Below are 21,456 nucleotides of genomic sequence, written 5' to 3' on the forward strand. Positions count from 1 at the left end.
TACACTTTTATACTCTTGGAGACTCGACACAATAAAAAAGTGTACTTAAATACACTTTTTCATCCATTCAAGCCGAAAACGCCTTAAAAGTGTAGTTTGTTATACTTTTAAGGCGCTGAAATAGCCTTGTTAGCTACTGTGGGAACAGACCGGCGATACCGGCGATAATGGCCGCCGGCAGGATTGCCACCACAGCCAGCACAGCGACGGCGCTGCCGAGGCAACCGGAAAGCTGGCTCTGTCTTGCCTTAAGCTCAGCCTCTTGTATCGGCCCAAAGGCCTGCTCCGCCGCCTGAATTCTTTGCTGTAACTGCCGCTCGGCAGCAAGGGCCATCTCTTTGGTGTCACAGGGCTGCTTTTCAGTGACCAGGGCCAGCTCCCCCTTGAAAGCATGGCCGGTAAAGCGATAGTTGCCTTCAGAGAAGGTCTTCTTTTCAAACTCGAGCCCGAGCACGGCATTGCAGCCACACTGCTTAGCCAGTTCTTCTATATACTGGCGCCCCTTGGCCGGATCTTTGAAAAAACGGGTCGAAATAGGCAAGCGCAACGCGGCATCACCATGTTTGGGGTTGCTACCCTTGGATGTGAAGAAATTCAGCAGTCGTTCTCTTATATAGACCTCAGGAATACGGATCTGCTTGGCAGACAATCCCTTGGGGGTTGGCGTAGGGTCAAACTCGACCAGCACATTCTTGACCAGCTTAGCCTCATCACTCCTGTTCACCAGGGCCGAAACATGCAGAAAATAGCTTTCACCATCATCCCCATTGATAAAGCCAAATTTTTTAGATGAGACATACGAAACGACTTTTCCTTTCACTACACAATCCCGATAACTTTCTCTACGACTTCCAAAGCCCTATACAGCAACAGCCACAAAGACCGCTGCAGCAACAGAACAGATTCAAGCACCGATACTAACATCTCAACCCTGCAGCAACTGCTGCAACATCCTCAAAAACCGGTTAAAACCGTTCACTTTTCCCTAAAAATCATCGCCGCTCCCCCGTCAGCTACTATTTGTCAGTTAACAGGCCAGCAAAACCATTCACTGAAGCCGCGAACTCAAGCGACCAACTTAAACGGGCAACTCAAACAAGTCACTTAAGCCAAACAGCACAACAGCACAACAAAACCCCATGCGGTAAAGCTTGTTTTTCACCGCAGCAATACTGTAGGATTGGCTAGGCTTTTAACAAAAAACCAACCAAAAGCAATACTTAAGCGCCAGCTAAAGTACGAGCAACAATCAGGGATGGCCGCCGCTCTCACTCGAGCAGGCAAAAGGCAAGGATAAGCTTTCAACACCTCACCTCATCTACCTCCCTGACCTAAGCCACTTTAACCGCTTTAACCGCTTTAACCGCTGTGCAACTTGTGACCTAAGCTAAGGTTTTGCCAGCCACAAATTGATAGTTTTAGTGTTGTTTTTATTGAAATTTAACTCGGTTTAGTACGCTCTTGGATAGCTAGAATTCACTGCGGTAGCCATCCCAGTCCAATTGCAACCATGCGCCAAGCTGCGTTTGACCTAACCTTTTGGGATTTGTCGCCTCACAAGCGACCCAGAATCTAAACCTTCCAAGCTTCACCCGACGAAGCCGAGCATTTTGACCTTATGGGCTGAAAAAGTGTGAAACCTTTGGCCATAGTGTTTAGTGAAATAGTTGTGGGTGTCCCCACTCTTTTTGCAAACTGCTGGGTGAGGTAGATGACTAATGGCAAGTGGGCAGCAGAAAGCGCAACAAAACCTTGAGGCATTTGAGGTCTGGAAAGCCACACAAACGGACGATGACTTTAAACAAATCGTGTTCTGAGGTCAGCTAAATCGAATCGAAGTGGCAAAGGGGACCGGTTGTAGCAAATCGGCGTTAAACCAAAATCCCGCCCTCAGAAAAGCACTCAAAGCCTTAGAAGATGAGCTGCGCAGTAAAGGTGTCCTGCCACCGTTGACCGACGCTGCCAAGAAGAATGAGGGCAAACCGCAAGCCTACGACAACACAGCAAATCGACAGCTTCTCGATTCAAAGCGGGTGTCTTCACTTGAGGCTGAGAATATTGAATTGAAAGCCAAGGTTAAGGAGCTTGAAAAGCGACTTGAGCGCTTCGATGAACTGTCTGAAACCTTATCTGAAATGGGGTTGATGCACGATGAATGCCGCTTTGCATGAAGACCAGATGCGTGTCACCAGCATCCCTTATCGCTCGACCAAGATGGTGATATTCAGCGGTGTGCCGGTGGCGAAAAACTCTTACAAAACCAATAGTGGTAAGTATTACGTCACTATCAAAGCAAACCCCGATAGCATCCCCGTACAACCCACGTTGGGTCAGCATTGGTCAGTCAAAGGCACTCGCCAGATAGAAAGTGTGGAGATGCCCCCAAACGAGTTGAGTCGTTTTCTGTGGCGAAGTCAAACGCAGACTTTCTCGCCTACAAATTTTCATTCATTTCACTCAAATGTTGTCTTTCGTTGAAAAGCCTAAACGATGGACGGGCATACAGTCATATTGCAATCATGACGATTTTTGTTCCAACTTCGTGCGCGTTTTCACATTTAAAGATAAATAAATATGATTAAAATCATGTAATTACAAAAAACCTTAGGTTAGATAATAGGTTTGGGAAACGCGCATGCGCGTTTTTCCAGATGGTGAATTTAGCAAAATGCTGATAAGTTCATTACATACAAATAGTTAACTATGCGCGTTTTCACTAGTCCAACGAGGTAAACGCGCATGCACACTAATAAAATGTTAGGCATCAAGATGGCAATCCGAATATTTAACACATACAAAGAAGCCTCAGAGCTCGCCAAAGATATTTCAGTCACTAACAATGTGACAATAAAATTTGGGAGAAAAGGCTCTGGATTTTTTGTTGATATTCCCGATGAGTTGGATCAAGGCGATGAGCCAGATTCCATCGAATACGAGTTAGAAGATTATTCCGTCGAAGATAGTTATGTCGAAGACCATGACTATCAGGAAACCCAGCGTGAAATCAGAGAGGAAATATTTGATTACGCTGACTCTATTGCTCGTAGCGAAGAAGATGGATGGTTTTATGACAATACAGAGGGGGGTTGGGAGAATAACCTTGTTGATCCAAACTCTGACTAAATGCCTAACAAGGCCATTAAATTCGCTCCCTACGGTCGCCGGACGCTCGCAAGCTCGCGCCGTTTATGGCGGCGTTAGCAGTCGAAGGAGAAATAGTGACAAAACGTAAAAATGAGAGAAGTCTAATTCCGCTTTTAGCTGTTTTAGGAATTGTAGCTACACCTTTGATATTTATTCTTGGAATTGTTGCAGGTAGCCAAATTCAGCTAGCAAACATTTTAACTGCAGATTCATTGTCTTCTTGGATAAGTGCATTAGCTACAGTAGCGATCGCAGTACTTACTTTTGTTCTTGCTAAAGAAACGTGGTACTTGCGAGAAGCACAAATCGAGCAAGTTAACGAACTACGAGTACAGAGCATTCGTCCTAACGTATCCATAAAATTCTTTAGTAGTCCAATATCATTCAATTTGATGATGCTTGAGGTTAGCAATCTTGGTAAAGGTATAGCGAGAAATGTTCGTTTTAAATTTTATGATAGGAATGGTAACGAAATTAAAGCGACTGAAGACGCTATTGTCGATGAGTTTTTAAAGTTGCATATCATGTCAAAAGGCCTGCACTCTCTTGGTATTAATCAAAAATTTGAGAGTTTCTTATTCAGTTTTTATGATGTGAAAAATAAAATCGATAGTGAAGATGTATTTTCCCCATATTTTAAAATTTCAACCTCTTATGAGGATGTTGAAGGAAACTCATACTCTGATGAGTTAATCATTGACTTTAAAGAGTTCGATGGCGTTTCAGAGATCGGTGGAGGTGATCCTCTCCATAAAATTTCGGGAGACATCAAAAAGCTCAGAGAGCAGTTCGAAGGAATGACACGGTCATCCTCAAAAAGGCTTCATGTAAACACATATTCATCTCAAGACAGAAAGCAAGAACGAGAAGATCAGCAGAGATGGTTTGAAGAGCAGAAAGCCAAGCGAGAACAGTCAACTGCTAACAATAAAAGTCAGGCGGACAGCTAAAGCAGCCGCTGCTTTTGGGCGTTATATTTCAATTCAACTAAGGAAAGTACTATGAGCATCAAAGAGACAATTCATTCTGCAGGACAGAACCTTCATACAATCATGATTACGGCTAGAGAAAAAGGTGGATCTGTCGAAACAAGAGAGGCAGAGCCATATAGCTATCGTGTCACAGCCGGAACTGAAAAGTTTTTCTGCTATGACATAAATAAGGGTGGCACAAGAAATCTATTTGTTTCAAACATCATATCTGTTGAAGAAACTCAAAATTCCTTTACGCCAAGATGGGATGTTGAGGTTTAACTGGAAAAATATAACAAGCGCAGGCAATCTGACCGTCAAAACTGTCACGTCTTTTGTTCCAAAAGTCGCGCCATTTTTGCCGGCAGTTGCTGCGGGCGTTATGTAAATCGGCCAGTTTGTGGTTTTATGGGTGCTGTAGCTGAGTGGAATGGCTGCATCTAAATCGTGCCGGTGTTCCCGGTGTGGTTGAAGGCCTGGGTAGTGATCGAGGGCTTTGGGAGGTTTTGGCCTTGAGGGCTTCGGTTCTGATTAAGTGGTTACTTCCGCTTGGTCACATCAACCCAGGTGCCGTTGGTGGGCGCATAGGGTTTGGCAATTACGAAATTGTTGGCGTAGGGCAGCTTGAAACAGGGCAAGTACAGGCAGTATGGCTTCCAGTATTTTTCCTCTATTTATCGGGCCTTGTGCGGAATTGGATTTCCATAACAAACGACTATGGCGTCAATCCTTTATTTTGGGCGATGTTTTGGTCCCACATGATGCCATCTCGAAGCATAGAGTTTAGGATGACCACCATCTTGCGAACGCAGGCAATAATCGCCACTTTCTTTGGTTTTCCAGCTTCGAGTAATCGAGCGTAAGTGTCCTTGAAAACAGGATTACATTGCATGGCTGACATCATGGCCATGTACAAAACGGTTCTCACCTGTGCGCGGCCTCCTTGGATGACTCGTTTCCCTTTGTAGCGTCCGCTTTCACGTGTAATAGGGGCGACGCCGATGAGTGAAGCCGCTTGCTTGTTGGTAATGTAGCATAACTCAGGCACATTGCTGATGATAGACGCAGCGGCGATATTGCCGATACCAGGTACACTTTGTAAGAGGGTATTTTTAGTTTGGTATTCGGGGCAATCTTCGATGAGTTTGACAAGCTTATTTTCAATCTTTGAGACCTGATTTTTTATCGCAGTCAGGATGGGTGTCATTGTCGAATGTAGGTGCTTAGGCAAAATTTGAATACGATTTTTCTCCATGGTCTGCATCGCGAGCAGCTGATTGCGGCGAATTACTAAGTCACTCATTAAACGTATGTTCTTAGCCTTTATGACCGTCAAATCAGGTTTAATGGCTTCACCATAATGGGCGATAAGCTGTGCATCTAAGCGGTCATTTTTGGCTCTACGACCAATAGCACCGGCAAAGCGTTTGATATGAACAGGATTGGCACGAACAATAGGCAACTTGGCCTCGGTACACGCTAACACGAAGGGCATTTCTAGGCGCCCAGTCGCTTCGATAACGATACGCTGTGGGTTGTGTTTTTTGATAGTAGCTAAGGCTTGTTTGATACCCTTTTCGTTGTTTGGCACGGTAAAAAAGACATCGAATGGACGGATGTAAATGTCGAGCTGTGATTTGCCGGTATCAACACCAATATTAATGTTTTGAAGTGTGTTTGTATTCATAATAAGCTAACTCTTGCTTGCGAAATGCGGGTTCGAGACCCAGTCGACTATTCGAGGTTTATGCTTGGAGTCCTATGAGGCGTTCATGTTTGTTATCGGTCTCTCGCCAGAGGAGCCAGCATTCAACCGAACTGCCACATAGAAAGCTTTAGTTGCCGCTAAAGCCTGGGTCTCACTTTACCCTTTTGGCTTGGTTATTATCCATACAAGGTGTTCAAGTTCGTTCGCTACGTTCACTGGGCCCTTCGCAGCTACGCTGCTTCGGGCCCTTAACACGGCGTTAACTTTAGGAGAGTAAAATGAGCATATGGAATACAGTTAGAGTATTTTTAGTGGAAGCTTTTTGGCCATGGTTCAAGGAGTTCGCTTGGCCAATTTTAAGGGAGCATCTTGCAGACATAATTATGCTGCTTGCCAAAGCACTAAAGGATAAGATTAAATCTAAGGTTGATGAAAACTCTGAAATTCAGGTCAAAGACTTTGAAGATAAAGCTAGCAAGGCTGAAGAATCAGCTATGGATTCTGTCAACAAGGATGAAATTGAAAAGTTCAAGAATGAAGCCAGGATTTGGAGGGAGGCTGCAGAGAGGCTTAAGCAAGATAACGCCAAATTACAAAAAGACCTTGATGAAATAACTTTTAAGATGGAAAAAACTGCAATTGATAGCCTGGAAGCAATGGAGCTAGATATTGCTGCAGAAGATAACAAAACTGTTTTATCAATTGACGGTAAAAAAACAAACCTTCCCAATATCGAGTAAAAGTTAACAAGTGGCTGCAACCGACCGCAAAAACTGTCACTTGTTTTGCCAAAAAGGACAGAAAAGTCAGGACACCCATAACTCTTTTGCCGAGGAATACACCAATCCCGCTCGAAGCGGCCGCAGGGCGTTGCTGAAAATGGCGTAGCGAGGCATGGATGCCGAAGCAGCGTCAGTCGAATCAGGGATGAGCGTCTGGCGCATTAGCCGATTTTAAGCATAAGCCCAAGGAGCTGTCCGCTTCGTCGCGGGTCGCTGGGGGATTGGATAAGGGGGCAAGTCGATACTGCCCCCTTTCCTCGGGTGTGGGGCGAAGCTCCACGACGTTACGCAAAGAGTGAGGACAGCCAAAACACTTCACCTAATGCTCAATTAATTAAAGCTAAGGATCGAGTTGATTTTATAGATAAAATGTCCAACTGGATGCTTGGGGTCGGACTGGTGTTAGCATTTATTATGTTTATATTAATCTTCAAAACCGACCATCCAGAAGAAGCGAAAACCGCATTGTCTACTACATTAGAAATATCTAATTCGGTTTGTCGCTGGTTGCAAAGTATTAGCTTAGAACTTATCGATAATCTGTGCTCTTTATTTAAATCCAAACCATAAAAAAGCCCCGACGCCTTTGGCATCGGGGCTTTCTTTTTTAAGTTCTAAAAGAGTGAGGACAGCCACAACACTTCACCCGCAGATTGCACCAAATGACCCGGCATATGCCCATTTCACGGCAAATGTCATCGACTTTTGCCCCTGCCTCATGCTGTTTGATGGCCTTGATGATTTGTTCTTCGGTGTAACGCTTCTTCATGTTGAGATCTCCATTGGCTCTAGTGTATTGGAAATCTCATCAATGTCATGGTCTTAAATTCGGGGGAAAGGTCACAAGGAGTATACCCAGAAAGTCAGGACAGCCATAATGCTGCTGCCGAGGACAACCAAAAACTGAGGGGACTCACAATACTTATTTTTTAGCAATGACTCATGGTGATAAGAAGACGAGTCTGGCAAAAATAAACAATAGAGATTAAATAATGAAATCTTCTAAAAATAATAGATTAAAAGTAATTGAACAGGCGATAAGAGATGCACATGACTTTGCATTAGTTCACTGCGGCATGCCGCTTAATAAAATGCCTGAATATTTTTTAGGCGTGACAATTGGTCAGGCAATGGTCACCGAGTTTGATAACTTCAAAGCACGTTTTGAAATGAGTGTAAAGGAGTTGCTAGCTTATTTAGAAGTTCAGACAACCGGAGAGCCTCAGGATCGTGAAAATGGTCGCTTTGACTTAGTGTTACTCACGCGTTCAAAAGATACTCCAGCACATATAATTGAGATTAAGCGAGGAATTAAAACTCAAAGTATGGCTGCAGACATCCGGCGCTTAGCGAATATTTGTCGAGCAGCCAGTAGCGGTAGCCGATTGGAAACCAACTATTTTGTCACTGTGACTGCTCGCAATGACAAAATAGTCTCTGAAAGGCGTGAGATGTTGATGATATCTGACGCTGATACTCTTCAGAATATTCAGATACATGCCCCAAAAATCATTGAGCTTGAACATTCAGATGGCATAGTAAATGCCGCTATTTACGAAGTATCCTACACCTATTCTTAGTTCTATTGATTCCTCATTGTAGTTAGTTATTTAAATCGCAGAAAATACAGGCTACCCGTAACACTTTTGCCGAGGAATACACCAATCCCGCTCGAAGCGGCCGAAAAGCCAGGACACCCACAACACTTTTGCTGTGCGGAGCCTACAGGGACCTATCTATTAGTAAGAGGGCGACGAGCCGAAAAGTAGAGCCTGCAGCCCTATCCAAACCCAATATGATCAATTGCTAATTCATCACTAGCAGATTGCACCAAATGACCCGGCATATGCGCATCAGTGACCGTCGCCAACATGGATGTTGGCGCCGAGCTTACACGGATGTATTCACAGCGTGTCACTGAGGCGCATATGCATAAGGCCTGCGGCAGGCAATGAGTTGCACAATCAGCCGGAAGCCATTCCAAACCCAAACCACTCCCCCGCCCTCGGCAGAAACAGCTGAAATGGAAAAGGCCCGCGTTCGAGGCGCGGGTCTTTTCCTTTCTCGGAATAAGCAAAAGCCCCGATACCTTTGGCATCGGGGCTTTTTTTAAGTTCTAAGCTTCTGAGCTTAAGACCGACCTTGCGTCTAGCGCAGGAAAAATCGTTTTAGAGCCAGGCATCTTGCCGCGACGTTTAGTGAACTAAACGAGTGGCAAGATAACGCCGCTATAGACGATTTTAACCAGCTAGAATTACATCATGCCGCCCATTCCGCCCATACCACCCATACCGCCCATATCAGGCGCAGCCTCTTCCTTTGGCAGCTCGGCTACCATGGCTTCGGTGGTGATCATCAGACCGGCTACAGAGGCCGCGAACTGCAGCGCAGAACGGGTAACCTTGGTTGGATCCAGGATACCCATTTCCAGCATGTCGCCGTAAGTGTCGTTACCGGCGTTGTAACCATAGTTACCGCTGCCGTTCTTGACGTTGTTGGCGACAACAGAGGCTTCTTCACCTGCGTTGGTGGCAATCTGGCGCAGTGGGGCTTCCATGGCGCGCAGGGCGATAACCACACCGTGCTTCTGATCTTCGTTGCTCACGTCCAGCTCACCAATCTTGGAGGCAACGCGAACCAAGGCAACACCGCCCCCAGGAACCACACCTTCTTCAACGGCGGCGCGGGTAGCGTGCAGCGCATCTTCAACGCGGGCTTTCTTCTCTTTCATTTCCACTTCGGTAGCGGCACCGACTTTGATTACCGCAACACCGCCGGCCAGCTTGGCCATACGCTCTTGCAGTTTTTCTTTGTCGTAGTCGGAAGTCGATTCTTCAACCTGTTGCTTGATCTGGGCAACACGGGCTTGAATTTGAGACTCTTCACCGCTGCCATCAATGATGGTGGTGTTGTCTTTGGTGATAACCACACGCTTGGCGGTACCCAGGTCTTCCAGAGTGGCTTTTTCCAGCTCCAGGCCGATTTCTTCGGCGATAACAGTACCACCGGTCAGGATAGCGATATCCTGCAGCATGGCCTTACGACGGTCACCGAAACCAGGCGCCTTAACGGCAGCCACTTTAACGATACCGCGCATGTTGTTGACAACCAGAGTCGCCAGGGCTTCGCCTTCAACGTCTTCGGCAACAATCAGCAGTGGCTTGCCTGTCTTGGCCAGGCCTTCGAGGATAGGCAGCAGCTCACGGATGTTGGAGATCTTCTTGTCAACCAGCAGGATGAATGGGTTGTCCAGTTCAACAGAGCCGGTTTCAGCCTTGTTGATGAAGTAAGGAGACAGGTAACCGCGGTCGAACTGCATACCTTCAACTACGTCCAGTTCGTTTTCCAGCGCCTGACCTTCTTCAACTGTGATCACGCCTTCTTTGCCCACTTTTTCCATCGCGGTGGCGATGATTTCACCGATAGACTCATCAGAGTTGGCAGAGATGGTACCTACCTGAGCGATAGACTTGGAGTCGGAGCAATCCTGAGACAGGGCTTTCAGCTCGGCAACGGCGGCGATTACAGCCTTGTCGATACCGCGCTTCAGATCCATTGGGTTCATACCGGCGGCAACGGCTTTCAGACCTTCGGTCACGATAGCCTGGGCCAGTACTGTGGCGGTAGTGGTACCGTCACCGGCAGCGTCGTTGGCCTTGGAAGCAACTTCCTTAACCATTTGCGCGCCCATGTTTTCAAATTTGTCTTCCAGTTCAATCTCTTTGGCGACTGAAACACCGTCTTTGGTGATCAGTGGTGCACCGAAGCTCTTTTCCAGAACGACGTTGCGGCCTTTAGGGCCCAGAGTCACTTTTACTGCGTTAGCCAGAACATTTACGCCCGCCAGCATTTTTACGCGAGCGTCATTGCCAAATTTTACTTCTTTAGCTGCCATGTTGATTATCCTTAAATTTTTTGATTACTTTGGAAGGTTTTCAATGGTTCGAGTGGTTTATTCCACTACGGCCATCAGGTCAGCTTCTGACAGGATCAGTACTTCTTCACCGTCAATCTTCTCTTTCTTGACACCGTAACCTTCGTTGAAGATCACTACGTCACCTACCTTCACGTCCAATGGCTTAATGTCACCGTTTTCGAGGATGCGGCCATTGCCAACAGCCAGTACTTCACCACGGGTAGACTTTTCGGCTGCGCTGCCGGTCAGTACGATGCCACCGGCCGAAGTGCTTTCAACTTCCAGGCGTTTGACGATCACGCGGTCATGTAATGGACGAATATTCATCTATGGATTCTCCTAATGATTTTTGCCCAATATGAGGCGGTTCATGGTTTATGTAAAAGACGGCCAGGCCAACAGGCTTTAGCCGCTTGATGTTGGCTTATATGGGGCCGGATTTGGCACTTCCAAGGGGACAGGTCAAAATTTTTTGAAAATTTTTGACCCTCGTTTTTTAAAGCCGGGGCAATCCTGTTAGAATCGCGCTTCCGCACGATTTACTTCATCCATTTCACAAGAGGCAGATACGGGCCATGAGAGACAGACACGGGCTGCTCAGTCAGCCGATAGGTCGTGTACTGCTTAATATGAGTGTTCCCAACATGTTAGGAATACTCACCGTGCTGGGCTTCAACCTGGTAGACACCTACTTCATCAGTAAGCTGGGCACAGAGGCGCTGGCGGCGATCAGCTTCACCTTCCCTGTGACCCTGGTGGTGTCCAGTATTGCCATAGGCATAGGCGCCGGGGTGTCCACCAATCTTGGCCGCCTTATAGGCGCCGGGCACGCCCCCAAGGCCAAGGTGTTTCTGCACGACGCCCTGCTGCTGACCTTTATTCTGACTGCCGGGCTATCCTTGCTGGGCAGCTTGTGTATCGACCCGCTGTTTTCCCTGCTCGGCGCCAAAGACGACATACTGCCGCTGGTGCATGAGTATATGAATCTCTGGTATCTGGGGGCGCCGCTGTTGGTGGTGTTGATGGTGGGCAATCAGGGCCTGAGGGCCACCGGCGATACCCGCTCACCGGCGGCAATTTTGTCGCTGGCGGCGCTGATTAACCTGATCCTCGACCCGCTGCTTATCTTTGGTATCGGCCCCTTCCCCAGGCTGGAAATTCAAGGTGCCGCCGTGGCGACCCTGATCTCCTGGTTGGTGGCGCTGTCGCTGTCCAGTTACCTGTTGGTGGTCAAACGCCATATGTTGGTGGCCGCGGGTTGGTGTTTCAGCCGCTTTGCCGATAACTGGAAACAGCTGGCCCATATCGCCCAACCGGCGGCGCTGATGAATATGATCAACCCCCTGGCCAACGCCGCGATTATGGGGATGCTGGCGCGGATAGATCACGCCGCCGTGGCCGCCTTCGGTGCCGGAACCCGGCTGGAGTCCTTGCTGCTGATTGTGGTGATGGGGCTGTCTTCCAGCCTGGTGCCCTTTATCGCCCAGAACCTGGGTGCCGGTCAAAAGGAGCGTGCCCGCGAGGCACTGCTGCTGGCGCTGAAGTTTGTGCTCCTGTTCCAGACCCTGCTGTATATTCCGCTGGCGCTGCTGGCGCCGCAAATTGCCGCCCTGTTCAGTACCGACCCTCAGGTGCTGGAATGGCTCAGTTTCTATGTTCTGGTGTTGCCCGCCGCCTATGGCCCGCTGGGCGTGGTGATCATAGTGGCCACCTCGCTCAACGCCTATCACAGGCCCATGGCCTCGCTGGTACTGAATCTGTGTCGCCTGTTCCTGCTGATGCTGCCGCTGGCAGCGCTGGGCGCCTTCCTCGGCGGGGTAAAAGGCCTGATGCTGGCACTGCCTGTAACCAACATACTCATGGGCATTGCCAGCTATTATCTGGCCAGCAACATCAGCGAACCGCAAAAAATCAAATCCCCCTGCCCCAACGAGGGATGATAAAGCACAGGAAACAAGGATGGCCAAACGTCTGACCCAAGAGCAATTTTTCAGGGCCTTTGAATGCGCCGAGAGCGGCGCCATCTGCGATGCCGAGCAGTTAAAGGCACAATTGGCAGACCCGGAAATCGGCGCCGCACTGACGGCTATTGCCGGTGAATTTGCCAAGACTGCCGATAGCCTAATGACCATAGCCGAGCTGCAGAGCATGGAAGAGCTGCATTATGTGGCCGCCAATCTCAATTGGGACAACGGCCTTGAAAGCCCGGCCGCCATACTCAATCACCCTCTCTGTGATGCCGGCACAGCCTTGCTGCTCTACTGGTATGGGCAGGGCTTTTTCCATTCCAACCCGGCAGACGCTGAGCCGGAGGAGAAGGCGCTGTTCGACCGCCTGATAACCCGCTTCAGCCAGGGGGATTTCGCCAGCTATCGCATCGCTTTTGATGCCATCAAAGAAGACATGTTGCCGCCTCTGAAACAGATGCAGCAACGTGGCTGGCAGTTTCCCGGCATCTTACTGGCGCCCTACAGCACCATGGAGATAGCCACCTATCAGGGCGACTATCAGACTTGGGTTAATCAATTGCTCGGCAAAGGCTGAACTAGTCCGATCTCTGTTAGCGGCGCTTGCCCGGTATCCTCTATACAGCTTTAATCGCCGCTTTTTCGGAGCCTTCCCCATGCCCTTTGTGCCTTCTGTCGATTTGCTTATCTGGCTAGCACTGATGTTGGCGGTGCCTTTTGCGCTGCTGCGCCGTATTCCCATCGCACTCTTGCTGCTCGCCACCAGCCTGCTACTGGCGCTGTTTTTGGGCCGCATTGCGGCGCCGACTCTGATACTTGTGGGCCTATTGCTGGCGCTGGCATTCAAGTTGCCACAATGGCGCCAGCGGTTTTGCCGACAGGCAAATTCAGCCAAGAGTGCGGCGGCGAATAATGAGGCAAACGAACAGGGCCACATACGGCTCAAACAGTTTGCCGTTTATGGCGCCCAGGGCTTGATACTGCTGAGCGCCGTGGCACTCGCAGTGCATCTGCTGCCGGGCTTTGACAACCTCAAGCTGCTGGATAAAGTGCAAGCCAGCAGCGGCAGTGCACCTTTCAGCATGTATCTCAACCTGGATAAGCCGCTGAGCCTGTTTCTGTTGCTGCTGGCCTGGCCGCTGGTTGCGGGTACGCCGAAATCTCTGCCAAGGCGAAAAATAATCCTGCTGGCCTTGCTGTTTGCCGCCACGCCCGCGCTGCTGGGGCTGGCAAGTTTAAGCGGCGCCATTCATTGGGATCCCAAGCTGCCGGGCTGGTGGTGGCTGTTTGCGCTCAATAATCTGCTGCTGACCTGCGTCGCCGAGGAGGTGCTGTTTCGCGGCGCATTGCAGCAGTATCTGGTCAAGCGCGGCGGCGCCCTGCTTGGGATAACGCTAGCCAGCGTGCTATTCGGGCTGGCGCATCTGGCCGGGGGTTGGACTCTGGTGCTGTTCGCCGCCCTCGCCGGTGTTCTCTATGGTTTGGTGTTCCATCTGAGCGGCCGTTTGTGGCTGGCGGCGCTGTGCCACTTCTGCCTCAACTTCTGCCATCTGCTGCTGTTCAGCTACCCTATGGCGCTGCCGCACTAGCTGCGCCACAGGGTTTTGGGGCGATAGGTTACAGGGTTTTGAGACGCTCGGTTTTAGTGCAGCCAGCTTTGATGCAGCAGGCTTTTACCAGACAGGCTTTACCCAAGCTGCCGCTTGATAGGGAGACAGCACCATCAAACCCGGGCCAACTGCCGAAGCCTGGCTAGTTCAGTGGCGGCGCGCTCGAAATCAAAGGCCCGCACCGCCCGCTGCAGCCGCTCAAGCGACTCGCGCCAGGGCTGCAGTGCCGAATGCTGAACCAGGGCATCGACCTGCTCCAGCGCTTCTGTGTTGTATTCATCCAGGCTCTGGTTCAGGGCATCGAACTGGGCGGCAAGTTTGGTCGCAGGTGCACTTGAGCTGAAACTGCCTATTGGAGGCAGTGTCTCAAACGTCTGAGGCTTTAATGACGGCTGCGATGATGGCTGAGATGACGGCTGGGGCAAGGCCTCCAGGGCGAGAACCAGTGCCTCAAGAGCTTGCAATAGACTGTCCAGCCGAGTCTGTATCTGCGGCAAGTCGGTTGGATTATCCTGCTCCTGTTGCTGACCAAACTGCGAGCCGAGTGCTGTGGCTATCCTGCTATTCAGTGCCAACTCCAGGGCACCGGCGCACTCGGCCAGCTCAATAGCGCCGATATTGGCGGCCGAGCCCTTGATACTGTGACTCAGAAGCTGCAGCTGCGGCCAGTCCTGGCGCTGCATCGCCTCTGCCAATTCAGTTGCCACCCCCTTGCCAGTGTCGCAAAAGAGTTGCAGTAAGCGCAGGTAAAGCGCCTCATTGCCGTTGCAGCATCTGAGCCCTGCGTCCTTGTCCAGCCCGGGAAACTCGGGTAAGCCACTCGCAGGCATAGATTCTGCAGGCAATGCCGCTGCCGGAGTTTCTAGCCTGGGTTTGACCCAACGCGCCAGCGCCCCATAGAGCACCTCGGCCTGAATCGGCTTGGTGATATGCTCCACCATGCCCGCCGCCAGCGCCTTTTCTCTGTCCCCCACCATGGCGTTGGCCGTCATAGCCAGCACAGGCAACCCCTTTAGCGCCGGATTGGCACGAATAGCCCGGGTCGCTTGATAGCCATCCATCACAGGCATCTGACAGTCCATCAGCACAGCATCGAAGTCTTGCTGCTGCAGTAGCTCCAGCGCCTGCTGCCCATGCTGGGCCAGCTTGACCTGCATCCCCACCTGACTCAATAGCGCCAGCGCCAACTCCTGATTGAGCGGGTTATCTTCCACCAGCAGGATACGGGCGCCCTTGAGTTGTTGCCTTATGTTCACATGTGTTCGCGGCTCATCGGAGCAACAGGGCGTTTCGCCGGACAGATCCAGCAAAGATCGCAGCGCCGTCAACTGACCACAGGGAGTGTAGGGGCGCAGCAATCTCTGCTCGCCGCCGATGCGGCTTAACTGTTCATCCTGACTCAGGTTCCCCAGCAGCCAGACTCCGGCATGGCTTGGCAATGGCAGCGCCGCCAGGGCGTCCGGGCATTCGCGGCTCATATCCAGCAGCAGCGGCAAGCCTTTGAGCTCGGCTTCGCTGTCGGCTTCGAGGCCGCCCAACCATTCGCCAAGCTGTTGCAAACTATGGAAACGCTGCAGCCTGATGCCGAGCTGGCGACACAGCCAATGCCAGTGTCGGTACTCGCCGTCATCACTGCTGACCAGAGTCACCTCATGACCTCTGAGTGGCGCGTAATCGGCCAGATAGTGGTACTCGTCCCGGCAGGTGAGCTCCAGCTCCAGATAGAAGCGGCTGCCCTCACCTTCGCGGCTCTGACACCAGATGCGGCCATGCATCATCTCGCTCAAGCGCTTGCAGATAGCCAGCCCCAAGCCGGTACCACCATACTTGCGGGAGGTGGAGGCATCCACCTGCTCGAAAGAGTCGAACAGGGTTGCCAGCTTGTCCTCAGGAATACCTATGCCGGTGTCCTGAACACAAAACTGCAGCCGCACCTTGTCCCCCTGGCGATGCAGCAAACGGCCCCGCAGGCAGATTTCGCCGCCTTGGGGAGTAAACTTGAGGGCATTGCCCAGCAGGTTGGTAAAGATCTGATTGAGCCTGAGCGGGTCCCCCAGATACAGGCGCGGCATATCCAGCGGCAGCTCCATTCGCAGTGCCAGCTGCTGCTCATCGGCCTTGAAGCCCATCACCCCCACCAGTTGCCCCACAAGTTCAAACAGATCCAACTGCCGCTGTTCCAGTTCCAGCTTGTCGGCCTCTATCTTGGAGAAATCGAGAATGTCGTTGAGGATCCCCAAAAGCGACGACGCCGCCTGATGCACCTTGTCGAGATAGTTACGCTGACGACCGTCAAGCTCTGTTTGCAACACCAGCCAGGACATGCCCAGAATGGCATTCATCGGCGTGCGGATCTCATGGGACATATTGGCCAGAAACTCGGACTTGGCCCGGGTGGCCGCTTCGGCCAACTCTTTGGCATGGGCCATTTGAGTCTGCACCTGCTTGTTTTGAGTGATATCCACCACCCAGCAGAGGCTGGCGGCCTGGCCGTCCAGCTCGGTGCGATAGAGACTCAGCTGCACATCCCGAAAGCCGCCCTCGTCGGAGAAGATACGGGTCTCTATGGTCACGACATCGTTTTCCCCTTCCAGCCGCTGCACAGCTTCAGTGTAGGCCTCCGGCTCGGGGAACCAGGGCTGTAGCGGTTGCCCCAGGCGCATTCCCGTCATCCGGGTCATGGGCTCGTTGACATACCTGAGCACACCGTCGACGGCAATCCACACACCGACCGGGCTGTTGCCCAGCACCTTCTTGAGAATGTCCCGCTCCCGCGCCAGAGACTGCTGCATCTGCCGCTTCTGGGTCAGGTCGTGGTAGGAGCAGAGGATCAGCGAGCGTTGCTGCAGCATCACCCGCACCAAGGTACCTTCAACCGGAACCCTGCGCCCATGAACCCCGAGCAAGTCGCCATCGAAGCACACTTTACCTTGGCTCAAGACCTGCTTCAGCCTTTGGTCCACCTGTTGACGATTCCCCGGCGCCGGGTAGTAGTACCAGTCCGGCTTTTGCCCCAGTAAGGGGGATTTTTCCTCACGCCCCAGCAGTGCCAGCATCGCCTGGTTGCAGTCGAGGATAGTTCCCTGGCTGTCGGCCAGCACACAGGCATCCACCGCCGAGTCAAACAACACTTGAAACCTCTGCATACTGGCCTTCAACTCGGTTTCCACTCTCAGCCTCTGCTGCACCTCGCGGTTGAGACGCCGGTTCCAGCGCCAAAACAGCAACAGCAAGGTGATGGTGAGCGCCGCGGCCACCAGGCTCCACTTAAGCACCTTACTGTGATGTATGCCGAAGTCGTACTTGACGTTGATCCAGCGGTTCTGGATCTCCTGCGACTTATAGGTTGGGATCTGCGCCAAGGCCTTGTCGAGAATAGATGCCAGCTCAGGCCAGTCTTTGCGCACCGCCATCGCCACCTGGAACTTATACTCGGTATCGCTGGCGAGCCAGAGTGGGCTGTTGAGATGAGTGCCCAGATAGTGATTGGCCGTGGGCAGATTGGTAAATACGGCAGCGACCTGGCCTTTTTCCGCCGCCCGCATCATGGCTTCGATGGAGCGAAAACGCCGCAATGTCATCTGCGGATAGTCCCGCCGCATCACCTCTTCGGTGACATCATCCTTGAGTACGCCCAGAGTTTGCTGCTGCAGATCTTTAAGGCCGTTGATCTTCTTGGCATCGTGACGGGTAAGCAGCACTCCGGGGAACTCGGCCAGCGGCCGGGTAAACAACATATGTTCCTGACGCTCGCTGGAAGGCGAAGCCAGACTCAGCATGTCCACCTCGGTATCCTTCAGCGCCCGGATATTCTTGTCCCAACTGAGCTCATTGCGGACATTGAACACCAGCGGCAGGAAGCGATCTATCTCGTAGAGAAAGTCGGCCATCATGCCCTGATGTACGCCCTCCAGGCTGAGAAAGTCCACCGGCGCCGCATCCGGTGCAACCCCGACATCCACCACCTGATGCTGCTGCAAAAACTGCAGCTCTTCCGGGCTCAAACGGGCAATAAATTCGTGCACATCCAGATCCGGGATCAGGTTTTCCAGTCGAAAATCCAACGACATGATCCTGGGGTTAGCGGCCATGGAGATCTGGGAAAAGTCGGGATTGAAGTTGCTGACATCAAACAATTGCCAGTAACGATTGAGGTTTTCGCCATTAATGGCGATCAGGTTGAGATACTGATTGAACGCCTGCCCGGACAGATCCACGCCACGCAGATGATCCGCCAGCATCACCAGGGCAAAGGCACCTTGAAACTCCACCCCACCAATGCCTGCGTGGATTCTGCCTCCGCGCATCGCCTCGGCAATATCGGCATCCCAATTACTGGTACCCAGCAGCAGCCCCTCTTCCTCGGCTTGTTTGGCAACTGCCAATGCCATCACCGCATTCATGGCCAATACCGCGTCCAGGCCCTGCTGCTGATCCAACGCTTGCTTCAAGGCTCGCTCGGCATCTCTGGCGCGCCATTGGGTGTATTTCACCGTTAGCTTCACCGGCTGCGGCAGGATATCCAGATAAGCGCGGATCCCCGCCAGTTGCTGTTGCACCTCGGGGTCGGACTCAGGCCCGGCCATCACCAGCAGTTGCAATTCGGGTTTCTCAGGATCGGCTTGCTCCAGCAGTTGCCGGGCCAGCATGCTGCCCAGCACCTTGCTGTTGGCCGTGATACTGCCAATCCAGTTGCGGTGCATTACATGAGGCTTGTGTGTCGACTCGGGAAAGGAGGATTTGATAGTAACTGTCGGCACACCATAACTGTCTGCCAATGCCAACAACTCTTTACTCTGCTCACCGAAAGGGGAAAAGATCAGCCCGGATGCCCCCTGCTCCAGCGCTTCACGCCCGATAGACAGTTGGTTCCGCCCCTTGGCATCGCAAAAACGAACCTGCAGATCCAGCTTGAGATCCTGCGCCGCCATCCGGGTAAAGCGTTCCACCCGCTGCCAAAATGGGCTGCCGTCTTCCAGCAAGAGCACCACCTTGGGCGTTTCCGGCTGTGTCCCATCATCAAGCTGCAGCGGCAGATCGCCCACCTTGGAAAACCCAAAGGGGCTCAAGCAAATCAGCAGACAAAACAGCAACAGGGATTTTCCCATTATTTATTCCTTCGTGCTTGTGCCAAGCAGAGTAAAACGGAGTCGGGTGTCAGATTGCTGACACTGCCTCAATTCGGGCGTCAGCTGTCTAAAAAAGGCGCATATCTTGCGCGAAAGCCGCGATGGATGCCAAAGATAATTTAGCTTTAGTGAAGTGGATCGCCCCAAGGAAACAAACTGATACAACATTAACTGCTGAAAAGTGCCAAAATCTCAGCGCCTTTCAGATGAATATGGCATAAAAAGTAAATAGGATGTGACAGGATATTCAATATAACAAGGTGGTGACAGGAAGTTTCAGACACTAACTCGACCGCCCCATTGGGCACTGAGGAGATATATGCAAACTTTCGACAAGGCCTGCATTCTGGCCGTGGACGATACCGCCGACAATCTGCAACTTATCCATGCAGTACTGGCTAAGGATTATAGTCTGCGCGCCGCCACATCCGGTGAAAAAGCCCTGGCCATGCTGGATCAGGGGCTGGAGCCCGATCTTATCCTGCTGGATGTGATGATGCCCGGCATAGATGGCTTTGAAACCTGTCGCCGCCTGAAACAGCACCCCAGATCGGCGCAGATCCCGGTGATCTTCATCAGCGCCAAGAATGAAGTGATCGACGAGCAAACCGGCTTTGAGTTGGGGGCCGTGGATTACATCTCCAAGCCCATCAGTCCGGCTATCCTCAAGGTACGTATTGCCAACCAGCTGGCATTGGCCAATCAGGCCAGGCAACTGCAACAACTGGTGAAGCTGCGCACCCGGGAGCTGGAACAGACCCGTCATAAGATCATTAACCGCCTGGGGCGCGCCGCCGAATATCGTGACAACGAAACCGGCCTGCATGTGCAGCGCATGAGCCACTATTGCCGGGTATTGGCCCGACAGTTGGGCGCCTCTGAATCCTGGGTCGAGCTGTTGTTCAATGCCGCGCCCATGCACGATATCGGCAAGATAGGTATTCCGGATCATATTCTCTTGAAGCCGGGCAAGCTGACGCCGGAGGAGTACCGCATCATGCAGGGGCATACCAAGATAGGCGCCGATATTCTCGGCGATGATGCCTCACCTTTGCTGCAACTGGCGGCGGAAGTGGCCCGCAGCCACCACGAACGCTGGGATGGCAGTGGCTACCCTGAGGGTTTGCAGGGCAATGCCATTCCCCTCAGCGCCCGCATAGCCGCCATTGCCGATGTGTTCGACGCCCTGACCTCTGAGCGGCCTTACAAGAGCGCCTGGAGCAATCAGGAAGCCTTTTCCTACCTCAAGAAGGAGGCCGGAGGCCAGTTCGACCCACAACTGGTGGCAGCCTTCTGTGCCTGCGAAGCTGAATTGCTCGACATTCAACAGCGCTTTGCCGAGCAACAGCAAGGGCCCAAGATAGGCAAGCTGATTCAACCCAAGCCCCCTGTCGAAGCCCTTTCGGCCTAGTCTCTGCCGACGTAGAGCACACATGGGACTGGCTCGCACCTTCCTTAGAGATTGGCAACGCCACCATCGACCAGTAATTCGGTGCCGATGACAAAGCGCGACTCGTCGGATGCGAGGAACACGGCCGCCTTGGCGATTTCCCAGGGCGTTCCCATACGACCTATGGGCACCAGTTGCCGAATCTCCTGCTGCAGTGCCTTTTGCTCTTCAGCAGCCAGCCCCAACTTACCCAAAGCCGCAGTCTCTGTCGGCCCGGGGCTTAAACAGTTGACTCTGATGCCAGACCCAAGCAGCTCTGCCGACAGGGTTCGCGCCAGCGACAGCAGCGCCGCTTTACTGGCGGCATAGGCACTGCTTTGCACCAGGCCGATATGCGCGCTGGTTGAACCACAGAGGATGACAGAGGCCGGGTTTGCCAACAGAGGCAAGAGTGATTGGATAAGAAAAAACGGCCCTTTGAGATTCACCGACATCAATCTATCCCAGGCGGTTTCGTCCCAATCCGCCAATGGCAGATGAGTAACGTCTCCGGCATTGGCATACAAGACGTCCAAACGCGGCCACTGGCGGCTGAGCGTTTGTGCCAATTCCCGTTGTGAGTTTATATCGCCGGCATCACAGCAAATGGCCAAGGTGTTACCCCCCAACTCTTCCCGAACCCGGTTGAGGGCATTGATGTCGCGCCCAGTAATGGCAACCTTGGCCCCCTCGGCAAGAAACTGTCGTGCGGTTTCCAGGCCTATACCACTGGTCCCCCCGGTAACCAAGGCAAACTTATTTTGCAGTCGTTTCATGCATACCTCCCTCTACACTGTTGG

15 protein-coding genes and 2 pseudogenes are annotated in these 21,456 nt (G+C 51.8%); 10 read left to right on the forward strand and 7 right to left on the reverse strand.

Translation table 11 applies throughout. From position 1 onward, the window contains the following. Positions 1 to 133 precede the first annotated feature (133 nt). A complete protein-coding gene (locus tag HCX89_RS17800; RefSeq protein WP_039033499.1) occupies positions 134 to 820 on the reverse strand; it encodes a cold-shock protein in 687 nt (228 codons plus the stop codon). Positions 821 to 1,718: 898 nt separating this feature from the next. On the opposite strand from HCX89_RS17800, the pseudogene HCX89_RS23025 reads away from it, so the two are divergent. The 4 genes and pseudogenes from HCX89_RS23025 to HCX89_RS17820 all read left to right on the forward strand — a co-directional run bounded on the left by HCX89_RS23025 (position 1,719) and on the right by HCX89_RS17820 (position 4,397). After that, positions 1,719 to 2,171, forward strand: a pseudogene (locus HCX89_RS23025) (VPA1267 family protein). Positions 2,172 to 2,739: 568 nt separating this feature from the next. After that, positions 2,740 to 3,123, forward strand: coding sequence for a hypothetical protein (locus tag HCX89_RS17810; RefSeq protein ID WP_167716872.1), 384 nt, complete (start codon positions 2,740 to 2,742; stop codon positions 3,121 to 3,123). 95 nt (positions 3,124 to 3,218) lie between these two features. Further along, complete coding sequence (locus tag HCX89_RS17815; protein ID WP_167716874.1) at positions 3,219 to 4,094, forward strand: hypothetical protein; 876 nt, start codon at positions 3,219 to 3,221, stop codon at positions 4,092 to 4,094. A gap of 51 nt (positions 4,095 to 4,145) precedes the next feature. Then, the gene (locus HCX89_RS17820) at positions 4,146 to 4,397 is read left to right on the forward strand and encodes a hypothetical protein (protein ID WP_167716876.1); all 252 of its coding nucleotides are present in this window, start codon (positions 4,146 to 4,148) and stop codon (positions 4,395 to 4,397) included. Between the two features lie 433 nt (positions 4,398 to 4,830). Here the strand turns inward: HCX89_RS17820 and HCX89_RS17825 are convergent, their stop codons facing one another. Beyond that, positions 4,831 to 5,802 (reverse strand): IS110 family transposase, encoded by a 972-nt coding sequence (locus tag HCX89_RS17825; RefSeq protein WP_167716878.1) that lies wholly within the window; start codon positions 5,800 to 5,802, stop codon positions 4,831 to 4,833. A gap of 299 nt (positions 5,803 to 6,101) precedes the next feature. Here HCX89_RS17825 and HCX89_RS17830 point away from each other — a divergent pair, with 299 nt between their 5' ends. Continuing rightward, on the forward strand, positions 6,102 to 6,563 hold the full coding sequence (locus tag HCX89_RS17830) for a hypothetical protein (protein WP_167716880.1): 462 nt from the start codon (positions 6,102 to 6,104) through the stop codon (positions 6,561 to 6,563). 715 nt (positions 6,564 to 7,278) lie between these two features. On the opposite strand, the pseudogene HCX89_RS17835 reads toward HCX89_RS17830, so the two are convergent. Beyond that, positions 7,279 to 7,374, reverse strand: a pseudogene (locus tag HCX89_RS17835) (transposase); the annotation flags it as partial. A 223-nt stretch (positions 7,375 to 7,597) separates the two neighbouring features. On the opposite strand from HCX89_RS17835, the gene HCX89_RS17840 reads away from it, so the two are divergent. After that, a complete protein-coding gene (locus HCX89_RS17840) occupies positions 7,598 to 8,185 on the forward strand; it encodes a hypothetical protein (RefSeq protein WP_167716881.1) in 588 nt (195 codons plus the stop codon). Between the two features lie 674 nt (positions 8,186 to 8,859). Here the strand turns inward: HCX89_RS17840 and groL are convergent. Both groL and HCX89_RS17850 read right to left on the reverse strand, forming a co-directional pair. Further along, entirely contained in the window at positions 8,860 to 10,500 is a 1,641-nt protein-coding gene (gene groL / locus HCX89_RS17845) for a chaperonin GroEL (RefSeq protein WP_028780602.1), read from the reverse strand. Positions 10,501 to 10,557: 57 nt separating this feature from the next. Further along, the gene (locus HCX89_RS17850) at positions 10,558 to 10,848 is read right to left on the reverse strand and encodes a co-chaperone GroES (RefSeq protein ID WP_025010152.1); all 291 of its coding nucleotides are present in this window, start codon (positions 10,846 to 10,848) and stop codon (positions 10,558 to 10,560) included. Between the two features lie 248 nt (positions 10,849 to 11,096). Between HCX89_RS17850 and HCX89_RS17855 the strand changes: the two genes are divergently transcribed. From HCX89_RS17855 to HCX89_RS17865, 3 genes are all read left to right on the forward strand, one after another. Next, positions 11,097 to 12,461: an MATE family efflux transporter gene (locus HCX89_RS17855; protein ID WP_028780603.1), complete on the forward strand. Its 1,365-nt coding sequence runs from the start codon at positions 11,097 to 11,099 to the stop codon at positions 12,459 to 12,461. A 19-nt stretch (positions 12,462 to 12,480) separates the two neighbouring features. After that, a complete protein-coding gene (locus HCX89_RS17860; protein WP_167716883.1) occupies positions 12,481 to 13,065 on the forward strand; it encodes a DUF4274 domain-containing protein in 585 nt (194 codons plus the stop codon). A gap of 79 nt (positions 13,066 to 13,144) precedes the next feature. Beyond that, entirely contained in the window at positions 13,145 to 14,077 is a 933-nt protein-coding gene (locus HCX89_RS17865) for a CPBP family intramembrane glutamic endopeptidase (protein ID WP_167716885.1), read from the forward strand. 134 nt (positions 14,078 to 14,211) lie between these two features. On the opposite strand, the gene HCX89_RS17870 is transcribed toward HCX89_RS17865, so the two are convergent. After that, positions 14,212 to 19,206 carry a transporter substrate-binding domain-containing protein gene (locus tag HCX89_RS17870; protein ID WP_167716887.1) on the reverse strand — a complete coding sequence of 1,665 codons (4,995 nt, stop codon included), beginning with the start codon at positions 19,204 to 19,206 and terminating at the stop codon, positions 14,212 to 14,214. Between the two features lie 340 nt (positions 19,207 to 19,546). Here HCX89_RS17870 and HCX89_RS17875 point away from each other — a divergent pair, with 340 nt between their 5' ends. Next, a complete protein-coding gene (locus HCX89_RS17875; protein ID WP_144163956.1) occupies positions 19,547 to 20,638 on the forward strand; it encodes an HD-GYP domain-containing protein in 1,092 nt (363 codons plus the stop codon). 44 nt (positions 20,639 to 20,682) lie between these two features. Here the strand turns inward: HCX89_RS17875 and HCX89_RS17880 are convergent, their stop codons facing one another. Next, positions 20,683 to 21,432, reverse strand: coding sequence for an SDR family oxidoreductase (locus HCX89_RS17880; protein WP_167716889.1), 750 nt, complete (start codon positions 21,430 to 21,432; stop codon positions 20,683 to 20,685). Positions 21,433 to 21,456: the final 24 nt, after the last annotated feature.

Origin of the sequence: Shewanella sp. Iso12 (genome assembly GCF_012030025.1) — a bacterium.
Lineage (GTDB): Bacteria > Pseudomonadota > Gammaproteobacteria > Enterobacterales > Shewanellaceae > Shewanella > Shewanella algae.

What these genes read in the sequence shown, in the direction of transcription:
- HCX89_RS17830 (WP_167716880.1), top strand. Translation starts at nt 6,102, where the DNA reads ATGAGCATATGGAATACAGTTAGAGTATTTTTAGTGGAAGCTTTTTGG.
- HCX89_RS17825 (WP_167716878.1), bottom strand. Translation starts at nt 5,802, where the DNA reads ATGAATACAAACACACTTCAAAACATTAATATTGGTGTTGATACCGGC.
- HCX89_RS17840 (WP_167716881.1), top strand. Translation starts at nt 7,598, where the DNA reads ATGAAATCTTCTAAAAATAATAGATTAAAAGTAATTGAACAGGCGATA.
- groL (WP_028780602.1), bottom strand. Translation starts at nt 10,500, where the DNA reads ATGGCAGCTAAAGAAGTAAAATTTGGCAATGACGCTCGCGTAAAAATG.
- HCX89_RS17860 (WP_167716883.1), top strand. Translation starts at nt 12,481, where the DNA reads ATGGCCAAACGTCTGACCCAAGAGCAATTTTTCAGGGCCTTTGAATGC.
- HCX89_RS17880 (WP_167716889.1), bottom strand. Translation starts at nt 21,432, where the DNA reads ATGAAACGACTGCAAAATAAGTTTGCCTTGGTTACCGGGGGGACCAGT.
- HCX89_RS17875 (WP_144163956.1), top strand. Translation starts at nt 19,547, where the DNA reads ATGCAAACTTTCGACAAGGCCTGCATTCTGGCCGTGGACGATACCGCC.
- HCX89_RS17850 (WP_025010152.1), bottom strand. Translation starts at nt 10,848, where the DNA reads ATGAATATTCGTCCATTACATGACCGCGTGATCGTCAAACGCCTGGAA.
- HCX89_RS17820 (WP_167716876.1), top strand. Translation starts at nt 4,146, where the DNA reads ATGAGCATCAAAGAGACAATTCATTCTGCAGGACAGAACCTTCATACA.
- HCX89_RS17855 (WP_028780603.1), top strand. Translation starts at nt 11,097, where the DNA reads ATGAGAGACAGACACGGGCTGCTCAGTCAGCCGATAGGTCGTGTACTG.
- HCX89_RS17865 (WP_167716885.1), top strand. Translation starts at nt 13,145, where the DNA reads ATGCCCTTTGTGCCTTCTGTCGATTTGCTTATCTGGCTAGCACTGATG.
- HCX89_RS17870 (WP_167716887.1), bottom strand. Translation starts at nt 19,206, where the DNA reads ATGGGAAAATCCCTGTTGCTGTTTTGTCTGCTGATTTGCTTGAGCCCC.
- HCX89_RS17810 (WP_167716872.1), top strand. Translation starts at nt 2,740, where the DNA reads ATGCACACTAATAAAATGTTAGGCATCAAGATGGCAATCCGAATATTT.